This window comes from uncultured Algibacter sp. (assembly GCF_947487605.1).
GTDB lineage: Bacteria > Bacteroidota > Bacteroidia > Flavobacteriales > Flavobacteriaceae > Algibacter_D.
Window position 1 is genome coordinate 91,348 of record NZ_CANKXK010000006.1, and the last position, 16,832, is coordinate 108,179.

Genomic DNA, 16,832 nt, shown 5'->3' on the forward strand with positions numbered 1-16,832 from the left:
TTAAATGAAATTAATACAACGCATTGGTTACTATCTGGGTGGTTTTTCAATTGGCTTAGTTATTTTAGCTTTCTTTCTTAATGGTAAAAAAACATCTTGTAGTTATGGTCCAGAGGCAAGAGTTATGAAAAACATTAATATAAAAAATATTGTCTACGATATTTCAATTGAACCATCGGACTCTACATTAATAAACCATATACTTAAAACTGGTAATATCAATTTCTCTAAAAGTAATACTAGACAAGAACCTTGCGGGATTTATTTGCTAGAAAGCAATTATAACAATCAAGAAGTAATGATGACTGTTGAAAATTGTGATAGTATTGCCACCATTAAAAGTTTAAATAAATAACTGAGTTTTAATTATCCGCTAATTTTCTGCGCTTTCTCTCCTTGCTTATTAAACTAAGTTCTCTTCCTGTTTGTCCTGCAACAGAAGTGTTTTCTTCTGCTCGTCTAATTAAATAAGGCATCACATCTTTAACTGGACCAAAGGGAATATATTTTGCTACGTTGTATCCTTTATTTGCCAAGTTAAAACTAATATGATCGCTCATACCGTATAATTGACCAAACCAAACACGCTCGTCACCATTATTAATGCCTTTCTCTTCCATCAGTCTCATTATTAAATAAGAGCTATCTTCATTATGAGTTCCAGCAAACATAGACATGTCATGAATATTATTCAACATATAACTAGTTGCTGAATCAAAATTAATATCTGTAGCAGTTTTATGTATGCAAATAGGTGATTTATAATTTTTTTCTTTGGCTCGTTCATTTTCTTTTTCCATATAAGCACCTCGCACCAATTTATAACCTAAATAATAACCATCTTTTTTAGCCAGAGCATGTTGTTCTTTTAAAAATTCCAGCCTATCATGCCTATACATTTGCAAAGTATTATAAACTATTGGTTTTTCGGTGTTATACCGTTTCATCATTTCGGTAACCAATTGGTCAGCGGCATCTTGCATCCAGCTTTCTTCAGCATCAATTAAAACAGCTACATCGTAAGCTTTTGCTTTTTTACATACAGCATCAAATCTTTTAACTACATTATTCCATTCTGTAGTTTCTTTTTCATTGAGAGCTTCTCCACTACCCACTTTTTCATATAAAGAAAAACGTCCGAATCCTGTAGGTTTAAATACCGCAATTGGAATAGCATCTCGTTCTTTAGCAAATTCAATAATCTTAAGAATCGTATTCATCGCGGAATCAAATTCTGCTTCACTTTCTTTTCCTTCTACCGAATAATCTAGTACAGAGCTAACTCCTTTTGCATACATTTTATCTATTACAGGAATACAATCATCTTCATTAACACCACCGCAAAAATGATCGAAAACAGTTGATCTAATTAAACCTTCAATAGGCAAATTAGCTTTAATAGCAAAGTTTGTCGCAGCAGTTCCAATTCTAACCAATGGTTGAATTGATATCATTTTGAACAAGAAATAAGCACGATCAAGATCAGAATCGTTTTTTAGAGCAAAAGCTATTTCTGTGTTATCAAAAATTGGATTAGTAACCATTCAATTTAAAAATTTAAACAAATATAATTATCGCAGAGCTATATTTTTATATAAAAACTCCTTAATTTCACACACTCAAAAAAAGGTATTTATTTATGGATTCTATAGTAGCAAATAACTCTACAATTCATTTTAACGAACAATCTTATTCTGCTTTGAATGAGCATGTTACTGAAGGTAATTTTTCTAAAATATTTGTTTTAGTAGACAGCAATACACATACATTCTGCTTGCCTCGTTTTCTTAAAAAACTGGAAACTACTGTTTCTATTGAAATTATCGAAATTGAAGCAGGAGAAATTCATAAAACTATTGACACCTGTGTTGGTGTCTGGAATGCACTTTCTGATTTGGATGCAGACAGAAAAAGTTTAATGATAAATTTAGGAGGTGGCGTAGTTACCGATTTAGGTGGTTTTGTAGCTTGCACCTTTAAAAGAGGTATTTCTTATATAAATATTCCAACAACTTTATTATCTATGGTAGATGCCTCTGTTGGAGGTAAAACAGGTGTTGATTTAGGCCATTTAAAAAATCAAATTGGAGTCATAAGCTCTCCAGAGATTATTATTATTGACACAAACTACCTAGACACCCTACCCCAAAACCAAATGCGATCGGGTTTAGCAGAAATGTTAAAACATGGCTTAATAAATGGTGAAAATTATTGGAATAAATTTAAAAATTTGAGTGACTTAAATCTTCAAGATTTAGATCAATTGATTTATGAATCTATTTTAATTAAAAAACATGTTGTAGATACAGATCCGTATGAACAAAATTTAAGAAAAACTCTAAATTATGGTCACACACTTGGTCATGCTATCGAGTCTTATTTTTTGAGTCATCCTGAGAAAATCGATTTATTACATGGTGAAGCTATAGCTATCGGGATGATTCTTGCGTCATATATATCGACTAAGCTTACAGGCTTTTCTGAATCTGTAAACGATGAGATAAAGACTTTATTTAAAAGCTTCTATGGTCATGTAGATATAGCTAAAACTGAGTATGCAGCTATTATTGAATTACTAAAGTATGATAAAAAAAATGAGCATGGAAATATTAATTTCGTTCTTTTAGAAGCCATTGGTAATCCTAAAATTAATTGTTTGGTAGCTGACGATATTATAATAGATGCCTTTGAATACTACAATTCTTAGAATCTATTAATTTTTTTTGTATTTTTATAATGCTTGTCTATTGAAATTATTTATATCAATCAAAACATTTTGATATGAAACGACTTATAGTTGATTATAAAAAACTCACGCCTAATCTATTAAAAAGGCTGACTGAAAAATTTCCTGATGGCTATGGAGATGACGATATTATTACTTTCGACGACCATCACAATCAAACCATAGAGGCTGTAGAGGTAAAAACAGATGATGCCATTTATCTAGTTAAAGTAAATAGTAAACTGCACTATACAATGACTAATTTTGATAGCGACAATTTTGCAGTCAATGACCTAGGTAATGTTATAGTAGAAACAGACGATATTGAAAATAAAAAAGAAGAATAAAAAGAGTCTTTTTTACTATCTAATATTGCCTTAATTCATTTCATTAAAAATAGAATGCATTAAACGTTTTTTGTCGTTAATACTTTCTTCAAGAGATATCATGGTTTCTGTTCTATATACGCCTTCAATATCATCTAACCTAAATATCACTTCTTTCGCATGCTCTGTACTTCTAGCACGAATTTTACAGAAAATATTAAATTTCCCCGTAGTTATATGAGCTACAGTAACAAAAGCAATTTCATTAATTCGCTCAAGCACAAACTTAGTTTGTGATGTATTGTTAAGATAAACACCAACATAAGCAATGAATGAATATCCTAATTTTTTATAATCTAAAGTTAAAGAAGAACCTCTAATAATTCCAGCTTCTTCCATTTTTTTTACACGAACATGCACAGTTCCTGCCGATATAAGTAACTTTTTTGCAATATCTGTAAATGGAATTCTTGTATTGTCAATTAACATATCAAGAATTTGGTGGTCGATTTCGTCTAATTTAATTTTCCCCATAATTAACTATTCTTAAATAAAAATCAAAATTAATACATTTTTATTAATAATTATGCATTATAGGTGCATTTTATTTCAGAAATAATGCGATTCTATCATTATTTACTATTACGAAAACGTTTTCGTTATCAACTTCTAAAGGCTTCCCATTTTCATTGAGCACTACATTTTGTTTAGCATCATACTCTTTATGCCCAAAAAATGAAGATAAATCTGCAATCTTTTCGACCTTTGGATGAAATTCTAACTTTTCTTCTACTAATCTTTCTTGATACATTATCCCTATATCATTTGAACCAAAGGGCTTTCCATTTTTAGTATTCCTAATAATAATATCATAAAATAATTTCTCATTTTGTGGAATATCTAAATACGGTTCATATTTAATACCATCTATATCATTTTGTGCGATATAATCTAAAGAACTCATTAAAGCATAATATATGTATGACCTCGTTTCTTCCCGAGCATAGTCATTAAAATAATGTCCAGCTTCAAATAAAATAGTTGGGATGTTTTTACTTTGAAAAGTATCTCCAACGCAATTCAAATTAAAGGCATCATCATAAACACCTACTTGTTCTGGTATTTCATTTTGCAAGAACTTATTCATAGTTGCAATTATTTCCATCGCTATTTTTCTATTATCTGTAATGGTGCATGCTTCGTCTTGAGCTGGAGCCAAAAACGATACTGTAGCTGGTTTATTTTTGCTGCCAGCACTAAAAATAGTACGTTGACCATGTAAGTTATAGCAGAAATGTGGTTTAAAACTATTAAATACGTCAAGTAAAACCTTGCTCTCAGGCTGAGATAATACTTGAGCATCTCTATTTAAATCAATTTTGTTTGCATTTACTCTGGTATAAGCTTTTGCACCATCTGGATTTAATATTGGAATTATATATATGCAGCAAGACTCCAAAATATGCTTTGTATTCTCTTTAGAATATATAAAAGTATTTAAAAGATCGAAAACAGCTTTGGTTGTAGTTGACTCGTTTCCGTGCATTTGAGACCACATCAAAATTCTTTTTGAACCAGTTCCAATTTTTAAACCATGAATTTGTTCTCCTAATACAGACTTTCCAACAGTTTCAACTTGCACCTGTTTTGCAATTTTTTCTAAAATTGGTGCAATGTGATTATTGGTGATGTATCTATGAAATAAGCTAATTTCTTTGTGCTCTATATAGAGCTTTTTAATCTCTTCAATTTCCATTCAAAAATAATATGACACAAAAGTAAACATTTAACAATTTACATTTGTAAACAATAAAAAAGACTTATTTGTTTACAATAATAACCAAACAAAAGGATCGAATAACAACAAAAACACGTCAACACGTAAATCAATATATAAATATCATATTATCACTAATATAAGGTATATTATATAAAGTTATGTTTTAATTAAAATAACAAATAACAATCATTTTTAACAATAATTAATCATATATATTGTTACATTTGTATATTAAAAACAGATTAGCTGCAATTCACAATGATAAACAACGAAGCGTTCGCGAAAAGACTACAAAAAGTAATAGATTATTATGGCGAATCCGCCTCTTCTTTTGCAACTAAAATTGGTGTGCAACGATCAAGTATATCGCATATTTTATCTGGTAGAAATAAGCCCAGTTTGGAATTCGTTTTAAAAGTTCTCTCCTCTTTTCCAGAGGTCGAACTCTATTGGCTGTTAAATGGCAAAGGGGAATTCCCGAGTAGCATCGATAATTCTCCAAAAGAAATTTTTAAGGAAGTAATAAAAGAAATAAAGCCAGTTAAAAATACATCTAACAAATCTATTGAACGTATTGTTGTTTTTTATTCTGACGGAAGTTTCAAAAGCTATCAAAATTAACAAGAATCTTCGTTAACTTTGCCTAATAAATGAAAATACTATGCGATTTTTAATATTTATTCTTGCAATAAGTCTAACAAGTTGTTATCAAATAGAAAGAAATTGTAAAGATTACAGAACAGGCGAGTTTTACAGTGAAGTAACTATTGAAAACAAGGTTTATAAGTCCACGTTTAAGCGCACTGAATCAATTCAAGTTGAATTGTACAATAACAACATAGACTCCTCTGAGATAAGATGGATAAACGACTGTGAAGCCGTTTTTAAAACTATTAACCCTAAGAATATGGCCGAAAGGAAAGATATACATCTTAAAATGCTAACTACCACAGACTCTTCATACACTTTCGAATATTCTTATGTTGGAGAAACAAAAAAACAAAAAGGAGTTGCTTTTAAAACAAATTAGTAAAACGGGTACAAAAACGACTCAACTAAGCTAAACTTAACCTCATTATCTTTAGTTATTTCATAGGTTAAAAAAATTTCTCCCCAATACTCCCCATCTGAAAAATCTGCAATAATCCATTTATGATTTAGCATTTTAACGGTGTTAATCATCATTTTCCTGCCTTCGCTTGCGGCATATGGCACAATGGGATGGGCGCCTTTAACTTCGTTTAATTTATATAATTCGTCTTTAATAATTGGTATTAACTCATCAACTTTATAACCATCACTCTCAAAATAGGATAGTGCATCTTCGTTTCTTTCTAAATTAAAATGATATAATTTGGAAATTTCATCTTTTAGTGATGCTATAGAATCTTGCTGTGTATCAGATTTTAAAATTAGCTTATCCATTTTACCATTTAAATCTTCAAATACACGCTTTGCATTTACATACTGAAATAATGCTAATAATGCGGCGAAAATAAATAGGTATAAAAATATACGTTGTTTCATTTATTAAAATTTAAATTTTTAGTTCTAGTCCATCATAGGCTAGATAAACATTTTTAGGTAAACTTTGTTGTACTTCTTCATGGAAACCCAACAAATGACTAATATGTGTAATATAAGCCTTTTTAGGAGATACTCTTGTTATAAATTCTAAGGCTTCTTCGAGGTTAAAATGAGATTCGTGTGGCGTAATTCGTAATGCATTCACCACTAAAACCTTTACGTTCTTAATTTTTTCTACTTCTTTATCTGTAACGGTTTTCATGTCAGTTAAATAAGCAAAATCATTAAATTTGAATCCAAAAACCTGTAATTCACTATGCAAACCATTAACTGGAATCACTTCTAAATTTTTCAATTTAAATGGTTTATTCTTTATTTTATTAGCAATAACACTGGGTGCGCCTGGGTACTTATTCTTAGTAGCAAAAATATAATCAAATCTCTTTTTTAAGGCTTTTAAAACCCGTTTGTGTGCATAAATTGGAATATCCCCTTGTCTGAAATAAAACGGTCTTATATCATCTAACCCTAGAACATGATCGGAATGTTCATGTGTAAACAAAACCCCATCTATTTTATTACAATTAGCTCTTAGCATTTGATATCGAAAATCGGGACCACAATCTACAACGTAGGCGTAGCTATTCCATTCAACAAGAACAGAAACTCGCAATCTTTTATCCTTAGAATCCTTGCTTAAACAAACTGGGTGCGTACTTCCTATAACAGGAATACCTTGAGATGTGCCAGTGCCGAGAAAGGTGATTTTCAATTAGATTAAGTTTTACACAAAAATAAGTTTATTTTTTTGTTTGATATACTTTTATGATACCTTTGTAATTACAAGATATAACCTATTATTGATATGGAAATTACCATAAAAGGCGATAAAGAATTTGATGATATTCCTTCATTAAAATCGAAAGCTCTTCGAATTAATTTGAACGAAAATATTTACGGAACATTTGCTGAAATTGGCGCAGGACAAGAAACTTGTCGTCATTTTTTTAGAGCTGGTGGTGCCTCTGGAACTATTGCTAAGGCTATGTCTGCTTATGATAAAGATTTTAGTGATGCCATTTATGGTGCTGAAAAAGATGGACGTTATGTAACTGAAGCCCGTTTACGCAAAATGCTTTCTCATGAGATGGATCTTATGGAAAACAGACTTACGCGCGAAAGGAATCCGAATAAAATATTTTTTACTTATGCTAATACTGTTGCTACCATAGATTTTGCTAAACAATTTAAAGGTCATGGCTGGGTAGGAATAAAATATCAAATAGAAGCAGGTCAAGACTACAATGAAATTATTATTCATGTGCGTTTTAAAGAAACCGATGCCCGATTACAACAAGAGACATTAGGTGTTTTAGGAACTAACTTAATTTATGGTGCTTTCTACAAATACAACAAGCCAAAAAAATTATTACGCTATTTATACGATCATTTAGATAAAGATCAATTAGAGATTGATACCATCAATTTTTCTGGACCAGTTTTTAAAGATGTTGATAATCGTTTAATGAGTTTACAGCTGGTTAGAAACGGAATGACAGATGCTGTAATGTTTGGTCCCGACGGCAACAATGAGCTTCCTGCCAGAGTTTTTTACAAAAAAAACATTTTAGCTTTAAGAGGTAGTTTTAGACCAGTTACTAAAGTAAACATGGCTATGTATGAGAAGTCATATGAGATGTTTATTAAAGAAAATAAAGTTGATGTGGACAAAACAGTAGTTGTTTTTGAAATAACACTTTCTAACTTAAGGGCCGAAGGCGAAATTGATGAACAAGATTTCATGGATAGAGCAGACTTATTATGCTCTCTGGGACAATCTGTGATGATCTCTAATTTCCAAGAATATTACAAAGTAGTTGAATACTTTTCTAAATACACCAAAGCTAGAATGGGACTAGCCATGGGTGTTAGCAACCTAGTAGATATTTTCGACGAAAAATATTATCGCCATTTAAGTGGTGGTATCTTAGAGGCTTTTGGGAAACTATTCTTTAAAGACTTGAAAGTATATTTATACCCAATGCTTGACCCAAAAACAGGAGAACTTATTAATAGTAGCAACTTAAAAGTTTATCCAAGAATGAAAGAATTATATAAATTCTTCAAATACAATGGCAAAGTTATAGATATAGAAAATTACGATAAAAGTATTATGAGCATCTTTTCTAGAGAAATACTGGAAATGATAGATGCAGGAGAACGTGGTTGGGAAAATATGGTTCCAGAAGGAACAGCAGATTTAATTAAGGACTACCGTTTATTTGGATATACAAGAAAACCACTTAGTCCAGTTCGAATTAAGAAACGAGTTAAAAAGTAATGTTGACTTGTAAAAAAAGTGGTTATTATAAAATAATCACTTTTTTTATGCTAATATTTGAGCTGCATGGTCTTTAGTTTTTACTTTATCAATAACGCGTTCTATAATACCGCTTTCATCAATTAAAAACGTTTTTCTATGGATACCATCATATTCTCTACCCATAAACTTTTTTAGCCCCCAAACACCAAAAGTATTGATAACCGTTTTGTCTTCGTCTGCTAAAAGAGGAAACGGAAATTTAAACTTGTTTTTAAAATTAGATTGCTTTTTTTCAGAATCTGCACTCACCCCTAAAAGCTCGTAACCCGCATCTTGTAACTCTTTATAATTATCTCTTAAATTACAAGCTTCTAATGTACATCCAGGTGTATTAGCCTTTGGATAGAAAAACACAATCAATTTTTTTCCTTTATAATCGCTCAATGAAACTGTCTTTCCTTGTTCGTCTTTTGAAGTGAAATTCGGTACAACATCACCTTGTTTTAATGTATTCATAGTCTTAACTTTGATTTTTAACAAAAATACAATTAATGACTAAAGAAGAGAAAGTTAATTTCGTTATAAATACGTTAAAAGAACTTTATCCAACAATTCCGATTCCTTTAGACCATAAAGACCCGTATACCCTTTTAATTGCCGTATTAATGTCTGCACAAAGTACTGATGTTAGAGTAAACCAAATAACACCAGTCCTTTTTGAAAAAGCAGATAACCCGTATGATATGATTAAGCTTTCTGTAGAAGAAATAAGAGCCATAATCAAGCCTGTTGGGTTATCTCCAATGAAAAGCAAAGGAATACATGGTCTATCACATATTTTAATTGACAAACACAATGGAAAAGTACCTAAAACGTATGAAGCGTTAGAAGCGCTACCTGCTGTTGGTCATAAAACAGCAGCTGTTGTTTTATCTCAGGCTTTTGGAATTCCAGCATTTCCTGTTGACACACATATACATAGACTCATGTATAGATGGAATTTAAGTAATGGAAAAAATGTGAAGCAAACAGAAAAAGATGCTAAACGCTTATTCCCTAAGGAATTATGGAACGACTTACACCTTCAAATTATATGGTACGGCAGACAGTATTCGCCTGCAAGAGGATGGGATTTAGAAAAAGATATTATTACCAAAACAATTGGTAGACAATCTGTAATTCAAGAGTATACAAAAACAAAAAAGTCCTGATAACTAAATCAGGACTTTTGAAAACTTAGTTTAGAAGCGCTTCAAACTTCATATTATTACAATTTATAACACTTAAAGCCTTAGAATAATTAAGAAGAAAATTAACCGTTTCTTCGCTCGGTTGAAGTTCGTTTAAATTTTTAACAGATTTTTTTTCAGAGTAAAGTTTTGCCATTTTATTAATTAAGGGTTATTTTGATTAAATAACGCAGCAAAATTTACTTTATTGTATCAATTTGTTAAAATGATATTATGCTTATCAATTATTTTTCTTAAGTTAATTAAAGCGTAACGCATACGACCTAAAGCTGTATTAATACTAACACCTGTTCTTTCAGATATTTCTTTAAAACTCATGTCTTTATAAATACGCATCAAGAGAACTTCTTTTTGATCTTCTGGTAATTCATCAACCAAACGTCTAACATCATTCTCTACTTGTTCTTTTATAATGCGCTTTTCTGCATTCAAATCATTATCACTTAATACAGAAAAAATACTAAAATCACCACTATTATCAAATTTTGGCATTCTATTATTTTTTCTAAAATAATCAATAACAAGATTATGCGATATTCTCATTACCCATGGTAAAAATTTGCCTTCTTCATTATAAGCTTTACGTTTTAGGGTGCGTATTACTTTAATAAAAGTATCTTGAAAAATATCTTCAGCGACATCTCTATCGTATACTTTCGAATATATAAAACTATAAATTTTTTGTTTGTGTCTTGTGATAAGAATTTCTAAAGCACCTTCATTACCATCAATATAGTTACTAACTAGCGTAGCATCTGAAATAAATTCGTGTTGCATAATCATATTACTTTTAGCGCACAGAAGAGGGCTTCTTTGCTTGGGGTTTAACATTTTAAAAGTAATATTATACTATAGGCAAGTGTAATTTAAGTAATTAATAGTGAATCAAATATAACAACAATCATACCTAAAAAACAAAATTTAATGCTTTTTTTTAATATATTTTAGATTTAAACTAGGTTTTATTAGATGAAATACTTGTAGTATCTTTGCAAGATTATTTCTTTAAAACACCTATGATTACTAATATTTCTGAAGTTAACCCGAAGCAAAATATCATCATAAAAGGTGCTAAATTGCACAATCTTCAAAATATTGATGTTGTTCTACCTAGAAATAAGTTAGTAGTTATTACTGGGTTATCCGGTTCTGGTAAATCTAGTTTAGCCTTCGACACTCTGTATGCAGAAGGACAAAGACGGTATGTTGAAAGCTTATCTAGCTATGCTCGTCAATTTTTAGGAAGACTTAACAAGCCTAAAGTTGATTATATAAAAGGTATTGCTCCAGCTATTGCAATAGAACAAAAAGTTAATTCTACAAACCCACGTTCTACAGTAGGCACAACAACAGAAATTTATGATTACCTAAAACTACTTTTCGCTAGAATTGGCAAGACCTACTCTCCTACTTCTGGTCTCGAAGTAAAAAAAGATACAGTATCAGATGTTTTAAACTATTTAAAAACATTTCCAGAAAGAGAAAAACTACTCCTACTAGCACCTATTCATTTGGAAGAAGGCCGCAGTATAGAAGATAAGTTAAAGGCATTGCAACAACAAGGATATGCTAGAATAAAAGTAAATGATTCTGTTTTAAGGCTTGATGAGGTCGAAACAGTTTCTATAAAAGATAATCTTCTTCTAGTAATCGATAGAATTATAACAAAAAAAGATGAAGATTTTTATAACCGTCTAGCAGATGCCATTCAAACAGCTTTCTTTGAAGGTAAAGGATCTTGCATTATAGAAACATTAAACGACAATAAGCAACGCCTTTTTAGCAATAAATTTGAACTAGATGGTATTAATTTTTTAGAACCCAATATTCATTTATTTAGTTTTAACAACCCTTATGGCGCCTGCCCTAAGTGTGAAGGATATGGCGATATTATTGGAATTGATGAAGATTTAGTAATTCCAAACACTGGATTATCAGTTTATGAAAATGCTATTTTTCCTTGGCGAGGTGAAAGTATGAGTTGGTATAAAGATCAATTAGTTAATAATTCGCATAAGTTCAATTTTCCTATTCATAAACCATATTTCGAATTATCAAATGCTCAAAAACAACTCATTTGGAATGGAAATCAATATTTTGAAGGGCTTAATTCATTTTTCGAAGAATTAGAATCTAAAGCTTACAAAATTCAAAATAGGGTTATGTTATCTCGCTATCGCGGAAAAACAAAATGTAAAACTTGTAATGGTAAACGTTTAAGAGTTGAAGCAAATTACGTAAAAGTGGGTAATGCCACATTAACAGATTTGGTTGAAATGCCACTTGATAAGTTATCGAATTTCTTTAGTCAGTTAGAATTAAACAATCATGACACAACAATTGCAAAACGACTACTAAAAGAAATAAACAACAGATTATCTTTTCTTGCCAACGTTGGCTTAAACTATTTAACTTTAAACAGAAGATCTAACACCTTATCTGGTGGCGAAAGCCAGCGCATCAATTTAGCAACATCTCTAGGAAGTAGTTTGGTAGGATCCATGTATATTTTAGACGAGCCTAGTATTGGTTTACACCCAAAAGATACTGAGCGTTTAATTTCTGTATTAAAGTCTTTAAGAGATTTAGGCAACACGGTTATTGTAGTTGAACATGATGAAGACATTATGAAAGCTGCCAATTACATTATCGACATAGGACCAGAAGCAGGAACTTTAGGCGGTCATGTAGTAGCATCTGGAACTTATGATGATATTTTAGCTTCAAATTCGCTAACTGCACAATATTTAAATGAAACACTGTCCATTAATATCCCAAAGACACGTAGAAAACCCAAATACTTTGTTAATATTAAAGGTGCTAGAGAAAACAATTTAAAAAATATTGATGTCCACTTTCCTTTGGGCATGCTTACAGTAGTAACAGGGGTTTCTGGTAGTGGAAAAAGTACACTAGTAAAGAAAATTCTATACCCCGCATTACAAAAAAAATTAACCGATTTTGGTGATAAACCAGGCCAATTTACAGCTCTAGATGGCGATTTCTCTAATATAAAACATATCGAGTTTGTAGATCAAAACCCAATTGGGCGTTCTTCTAGATCTAATCCTGTAACCTATATAAAAGCTTATGATGATATTCGAGCCTTATATGCTAAGCAGAAATTAAGCAATCTAAGAAATTATCAAGCAAAACACTTTTCGTTTAATGTAGATGGCGGACGTTGTGAGACTTGTAAAGGTGAAGGCGAAGTAACCATTGAAATGCAATTTATGGCAGATGTGCATTTAGAATGCGAAACATGTAAAGGCAAACGCTTTAAAAAAGAAGTTCTCGAAGTCAATTTTGCTGAAAAAAGTATTGACGATATCTTAAACCTTACTATCGATGATGCTATAGCCTTTTTTGAAGCTAACGACCAGACAAAAATTAAAAACAAGTTACAACCTTTACAAGATGTAGGATTAGGGTATGTTACATTAGGACAAAGCTCTTCTACCCTTTCTGGTGGAGAAGCACAGCGTATTAAATTAGCTTCCTTTTTAGGCAAAGGAAGCAACAAAGACAAAGCCCTATTTATTTTTGATGAACCAACTACTGGCTTACATTTTCATGATATTAAGAAACTTTTAAAATCATTTAATGCCTTAATTGAAAAAGGGCATTCCATTATTGTTGTAGAACATAATATTGATCTTATTAAATGTGCTGATTATATTATAGATCTTGGCCCATCTGGAGGCGAACATGGAGGTAATTTAGTAGCTTCAGGAACTCCTGAAGATATTGTAAAGATAAAAGCTTCAGAAACTGGAAAGTATCTAAAAGAGAAGCTTTAAAACTCAACTGTTTAGCTTTAATAAAAGAAAAAACTAACTACACTAAGCATTATTAAAGCTATTGGAATAACAAACATTAAATAGATAAATGATGTCATGCCTGTTTTTATAAAACTTAAAAACCATCCTTGTCTATAAAACCTTTTAATGGCAACTAACAAATAAAAAAATGTTGACATTACCACCAACCAATCTATCCAATCTGGAATTTCGATAATTTCATTAATAAGTAGTATCAAGCTGAATACTGTAAATAGAAATGAGAAAAAGTAAAAGCTAAATACTAAATGATGTGCATAGCTTCCGTGTTTACGGAAAAATAATTTTAAAATTAAAGCAAAAATTGGCAAAAGAATAAATAGCGATATTGGGATGGTGTCATAAAAAGACTGCAAAATTTGTCCACCACTTCGCTGCTTATAAAACTTAAGTGCTTGAGAATAAAATTTTCTGGTAACCCATCCTGCATCCTCAGACATTCCCATAGCTTTATAAATAGACTCATCTTCTGCATTTAATGCAATAAGAGAATCAACCTTATTTTCTTCGAAATCGAACATTAAGGTTTTATTGCTTGATTTGTAAGCACTTGCTTTAATTAAAGAATCTAAAGCTTTTGCGTCTTCTTTTTTTAAACCAGGAATAACATTTTCTCTTATAGGCTTTAATAGGCTATCAATTTGAACAGAATCTAAAGCTTTTAAATTTTTTTCTTTTAAAGAATCTGATACAATAGGTTTATTAAGTGTCTTTTTTAAAGTAGCATCCAAATCTTGCACTTGATTTCTAACAACTGTAGCCGATAACAAAAAGAAAAATACCACAGAAATAAACAAATACATTTGGGCTGGATGTAAATAGAGCAAGCGCTTACCTTCAATAAACCGTTGTGCCAGATACCCTGGTTTAAACATTAATGGAAAAAAACTCTTTAAAAATCTAGCATCAAATGAAAAATAATTACTTATTGTGTTATAAAACAACACACTAAAGGTAAGATCTTCTTTTGCTTGCTGTCCGCAATATGGACAGAATTGAAAACCTTTTTTAAATTCCTTTTCGCAATTTTTACAAATTTCTTGTTTAGTCGCCATTAAGTCAATTTATTTATATAAATGTAATGATTATAGACAAATATAAACACCTTGTAAAAAATTATTCTTGATCCTTTGGATTTAGTATACCTGCAAAAGTTTGTTGCATAATTTTGTTATTTTTTATAATAAAAGTATCTGTACCTAGCGGCACATTTAAAGCAGGAGAATCACCATGCCAAACCAAATACACAAGCTCGTTTTTAATGAATAATTTATCTACCACAATATTAGTTTCTCCAGTTGGAAAAGCTGGAAAGAGTCCAGCCGCCAATGCTTTAATTTGTTCTAACCCCTTATATATTGAATCTTGTGTTACTATAATAGACTCTTCTGTATAATCTGCTATAAAAGCTTCAATATCATTTTCTAAAAAAGCTTTTAAATGATGATCCATAACAGCTTTTGATTGTTCGAAACTAGCTTCAGGTATTTTTTCTTCAGAAACCTCTATAGCAGTTTCTTTTTGGGGTTTTTCTACTATTTTTTTACAATTAAAACTTAAAACAACAAGAATTAGGGCAATAATTTTAAATAATGTTTTCATTATAATATGTAAGTTGGTTGGTTAAAACTGATTATTAGGATAAGTTTTATAATAGCATTGGGAGTTTATCAAATATAATAATTTTTTGCTGCCACATAAACTATTATAAATCATCTATTTACACTTAACAGATTTATTAATATTACATTAATCTATGTGAGACGATATTTTTTTGGCACGCATATTGAAATTCTCTTACCAAATAGCGAAAACCGAAAAGCTAGATGTCCCCGATAATTATCGGGATGAAAAAAAATCGGTATTAATAATTTAAATCCTAGAATTATGAAGAAAAGGTTACTTTTATTTACAATGCTGTTAATGGGATTAACAGTTGTATCAGCAACAAACCAACACAATCACGAGTCAGATCATCATAAAAAAAATAAAAATTTTGATCGCTATGCACAACCTATAATTTTTATGGAGCGTGGTGTTGAATTCCTAATTTTTCCAGATGGAAGTTTCGATTTTAATACCAATAATTACAATTCATATTATAATGATGATGCATATTACAAATCTAACAGATCGAAACGTAGCAGTGTAAATGTTATTTATAGAGGACCAAATGCAAATATGGGCTTTACTAATAACAGAAACAACGGCGTATACATTTCTAGAGATAGGTCTGGACAGGTTAGACGTATAGGAAACGTGTTTTTAAATTACGACAGACTCGGAAAAATTACTAGAGTTGGTTCGGTTTTTATAGACTATGTCCGTGGTAGAAATGGCACTTTAAGACAAGTTGGTGGTTTACGAGTAAACTACAACCATTGGGGTGAAATTGTTAACCTTAGAGGGCAAGTTAAGCGTTATCAAGATGATTTTTGTAACGTTTGCGGTGTAAACTCTTGTAATATGACCCATGATTTTGGAAATCATAGAGATAGACATTATGATAACGATAGATACGATAATCGTCGTGATGACAACTTTTACTATTACAAGAAAAATGGTAAAGTGAAGAAGCACAAGAAAAATAAACGTTAATTTATTTTGACTGATTAATAGATGAAAAAGAGGCTGTCTGAAAAGTAAGTTCGATGTCATATTGAGCTTGTCGAAATATTTTTAACTTACTGATAATCAATATCGGTTTCGATAAGATCAACCTGACAAATCAAATTATAAAGACTTTTTAGGCAGCCTCTTTAAATTTCAACTCTTAATTTACTGTATTTGCCTCATAATTACTTCTTTGATTTATCTTCAGAGACAATTCCTTGTTTTTAATATATTCCATAGCTTAAGACACTTAATTCTTTAAATCAGATAACTACTCTTTATTTTTTTATTAAGCAAATACTATTAATCTATATTTAAACTAAAATCATTTTATTATACATTTTATTGCAGCAAGTTAATTTTTCCCGCAAATTAAAAAACAATCGAATTTCAGTTTCAAAAATTTACCAACTATTTGTTTATTGATTTTCAGAATATTATACAAGATT

General features: G+C 30.6%; 19 protein-coding genes. 9 read left to right on the forward strand and 10 right to left on the reverse strand.

Going from position 1 to position 16,832, the window contains the following annotated elements; translation table 11 throughout:
* Positions 1–4 precede the first annotated feature (4 nt).
* Positions 5–355, forward strand: coding sequence for a hypothetical protein (locus Q0739_RS08555; RefSeq protein ID WP_298238301.1), 351 nt, complete (start codon positions 5–7; stop codon positions 353–355).
* A gap of 7 nt (positions 356–362) precedes the next feature.
* Here Q0739_RS08555 and Q0739_RS08560 read toward each other — a convergent pair whose 3' ends face one another.
* Complete coding sequence (locus tag Q0739_RS08560) at positions 363–1,544, reverse strand: proline dehydrogenase family protein (protein ID WP_298238302.1); 1,182 nt, start codon at positions 1,542–1,544, stop codon at positions 363–365.
* Positions 1,545–1,639: 95 nt separating this feature from the next.
* Here Q0739_RS08560 and aroB point away from each other — a divergent pair, with 95 nt between their 5' ends.
* Positions 1,640–2,707, forward strand: a complete 1,068-nt coding sequence (aroB, locus tag Q0739_RS08565) for a 3-dehydroquinate synthase (RefSeq protein WP_298238303.1) — start codon at positions 1,640–1,642, stop codon at positions 2,705–2,707.
* A gap of 74 nt (positions 2,708–2,781) precedes the next feature.
* Positions 2,782–3,072 carry a hypothetical protein gene (locus tag Q0739_RS08570; protein WP_298238304.1) on the forward strand — a complete coding sequence of 97 codons (291 nt, stop codon included), beginning with the start codon at positions 2,782–2,784 and terminating at the stop codon, positions 3,070–3,072.
* A 30-nt stretch (positions 3,073–3,102) separates the two neighbouring features.
* Here Q0739_RS08570 and Q0739_RS08575 read toward each other — a convergent pair whose 3' ends face one another.
* Both Q0739_RS08575 and Q0739_RS08580 read right to left on the reverse strand, forming a co-directional pair.
* Positions 3,103–3,585: a winged helix-turn-helix transcriptional regulator gene (locus Q0739_RS08575; protein WP_139002602.1), complete on the reverse strand. Its 483-nt coding sequence runs from the start codon at positions 3,583–3,585 to the stop codon at positions 3,103–3,105.
* Positions 3,586–3,655: 70 nt separating this feature from the next.
* A complete protein-coding gene (locus Q0739_RS08580) occupies positions 3,656–4,807 on the reverse strand; it encodes a M14 family zinc carboxypeptidase (protein ID WP_298238305.1) in 1,152 nt (383 codons plus the stop codon).
* 282 nt (positions 4,808–5,089) lie between these two features.
* Here Q0739_RS08580 and Q0739_RS08585 point away from each other — a divergent pair, with 282 nt between their 5' ends.
* Positions 5,090–5,452, forward strand: coding sequence for a helix-turn-helix transcriptional regulator (locus Q0739_RS08585; RefSeq protein WP_298238306.1), 363 nt, complete (start codon positions 5,090–5,092; stop codon positions 5,450–5,452).
* 40 nt (positions 5,453–5,492) lie between these two features.
* On the forward strand, positions 5,493–5,861 hold the full coding sequence (locus Q0739_RS08590) for a DNA topoisomerase IV (RefSeq protein WP_298238307.1): 369 nt from the start codon (positions 5,493–5,495) through the stop codon (positions 5,859–5,861).
* Here the strand turns inward: Q0739_RS08590 and Q0739_RS08595 are convergent.
* Both Q0739_RS08595 and Q0739_RS08600 read right to left on the reverse strand, forming a co-directional pair.
* Positions 5,858–6,358 (reverse strand): hydrolase, encoded by a 501-nt coding sequence (locus Q0739_RS08595; protein WP_298238308.1) that lies wholly within the window; start codon positions 6,356–6,358, stop codon positions 5,858–5,860. The genes Q0739_RS08590 and Q0739_RS08595 overlap by 4 nt on opposite strands.
* Positions 6,359–6,368: 10 nt before the next feature.
* Positions 6,369–7,130, reverse strand: a complete 762-nt coding sequence (locus tag Q0739_RS08600; protein WP_298238309.1) for an MBL fold metallo-hydrolase — start codon at positions 7,128–7,130, stop codon at positions 6,369–6,371.
* Between the two features lie 93 nt (positions 7,131–7,223).
* Between Q0739_RS08600 and Q0739_RS08605 the strand changes: the two genes are divergently transcribed.
* A complete protein-coding gene (locus Q0739_RS08605) occupies positions 7,224–8,699 on the forward strand; it encodes a TonB-dependent receptor (RefSeq protein ID WP_298238310.1) in 1,476 nt (491 codons plus the stop codon).
* Positions 8,700–8,744: 45 nt separating this feature from the next.
* Here Q0739_RS08605 and bcp read toward each other — a convergent pair whose 3' ends face one another.
* Entirely contained in the window at positions 8,745–9,197 is a 453-nt protein-coding gene (gene bcp / locus Q0739_RS08610; protein WP_298238311.1) for a thioredoxin-dependent thiol peroxidase, read from the reverse strand.
* 35 nt (positions 9,198–9,232) lie between these two features.
* On the opposite strand from bcp, the gene nth reads away from it, so the two are divergent.
* The gene (nth, locus tag Q0739_RS08615) at positions 9,233–9,892 is read left to right on the forward strand and encodes an endonuclease III (protein ID WP_298238312.1); all 660 of its coding nucleotides are present in this window, start codon (positions 9,233–9,235) and stop codon (positions 9,890–9,892) included.
* Positions 9,893–9,917: 25 nt separating this feature from the next.
* Here the strand turns inward: nth and Q0739_RS08620 are convergent, their stop codons facing one another.
* Entirely contained in the window at positions 9,918–10,067 is a 150-nt protein-coding gene (locus Q0739_RS08620) for a hypothetical protein (RefSeq protein ID WP_298238313.1), read from the reverse strand.
* Positions 10,068–10,123: 56 nt separating this feature from the next.
* A complete protein-coding gene (locus Q0739_RS08625; RefSeq protein WP_298238314.1) occupies positions 10,124–10,708 on the reverse strand; it encodes a sigma-70 family RNA polymerase sigma factor in 585 nt (194 codons plus the stop codon).
* A gap of 239 nt (positions 10,709–10,947) precedes the next feature.
* Between Q0739_RS08625 and uvrA the strand changes: the two genes are divergently transcribed.
* On the forward strand, positions 10,948–13,731 hold the full coding sequence (gene uvrA, locus Q0739_RS08630; RefSeq protein ID WP_298238315.1) for an excinuclease ABC subunit UvrA: 2,784 nt from the start codon (positions 10,948–10,950) through the stop codon (positions 13,729–13,731).
* Between the two features lie 17 nt (positions 13,732–13,748).
* On the opposite strand, the gene Q0739_RS08635 is transcribed toward uvrA, so the two are convergent.
* Together Q0739_RS08635 and Q0739_RS08640 are read right to left on the reverse strand one after the other, a co-directional pair.
* Positions 13,749–14,825 carry a DUF3667 domain-containing protein gene (locus Q0739_RS08635; RefSeq protein ID WP_298238316.1) on the reverse strand — a complete coding sequence of 359 codons (1,077 nt, stop codon included), beginning with the start codon at positions 14,823–14,825 and terminating at the stop codon, positions 13,749–13,751.
* Between the two features lie 61 nt (positions 14,826–14,886).
* Positions 14,887–15,372 (reverse strand): nuclear transport factor 2 family protein, encoded by a 486-nt coding sequence (locus Q0739_RS08640; protein ID WP_298238317.1) that lies wholly within the window; start codon positions 15,370–15,372, stop codon positions 14,887–14,889.
* A 285-nt stretch (positions 15,373–15,657) separates the two neighbouring features.
* Here Q0739_RS08640 and Q0739_RS08645 point away from each other — a divergent pair, with 285 nt between their 5' ends.
* A complete protein-coding gene (locus tag Q0739_RS08645; protein ID WP_298238318.1) occupies positions 15,658–16,368 on the forward strand; it encodes a hypothetical protein in 711 nt (236 codons plus the stop codon).
* Positions 16,369–16,832 lie beyond the last annotated feature (464 nt).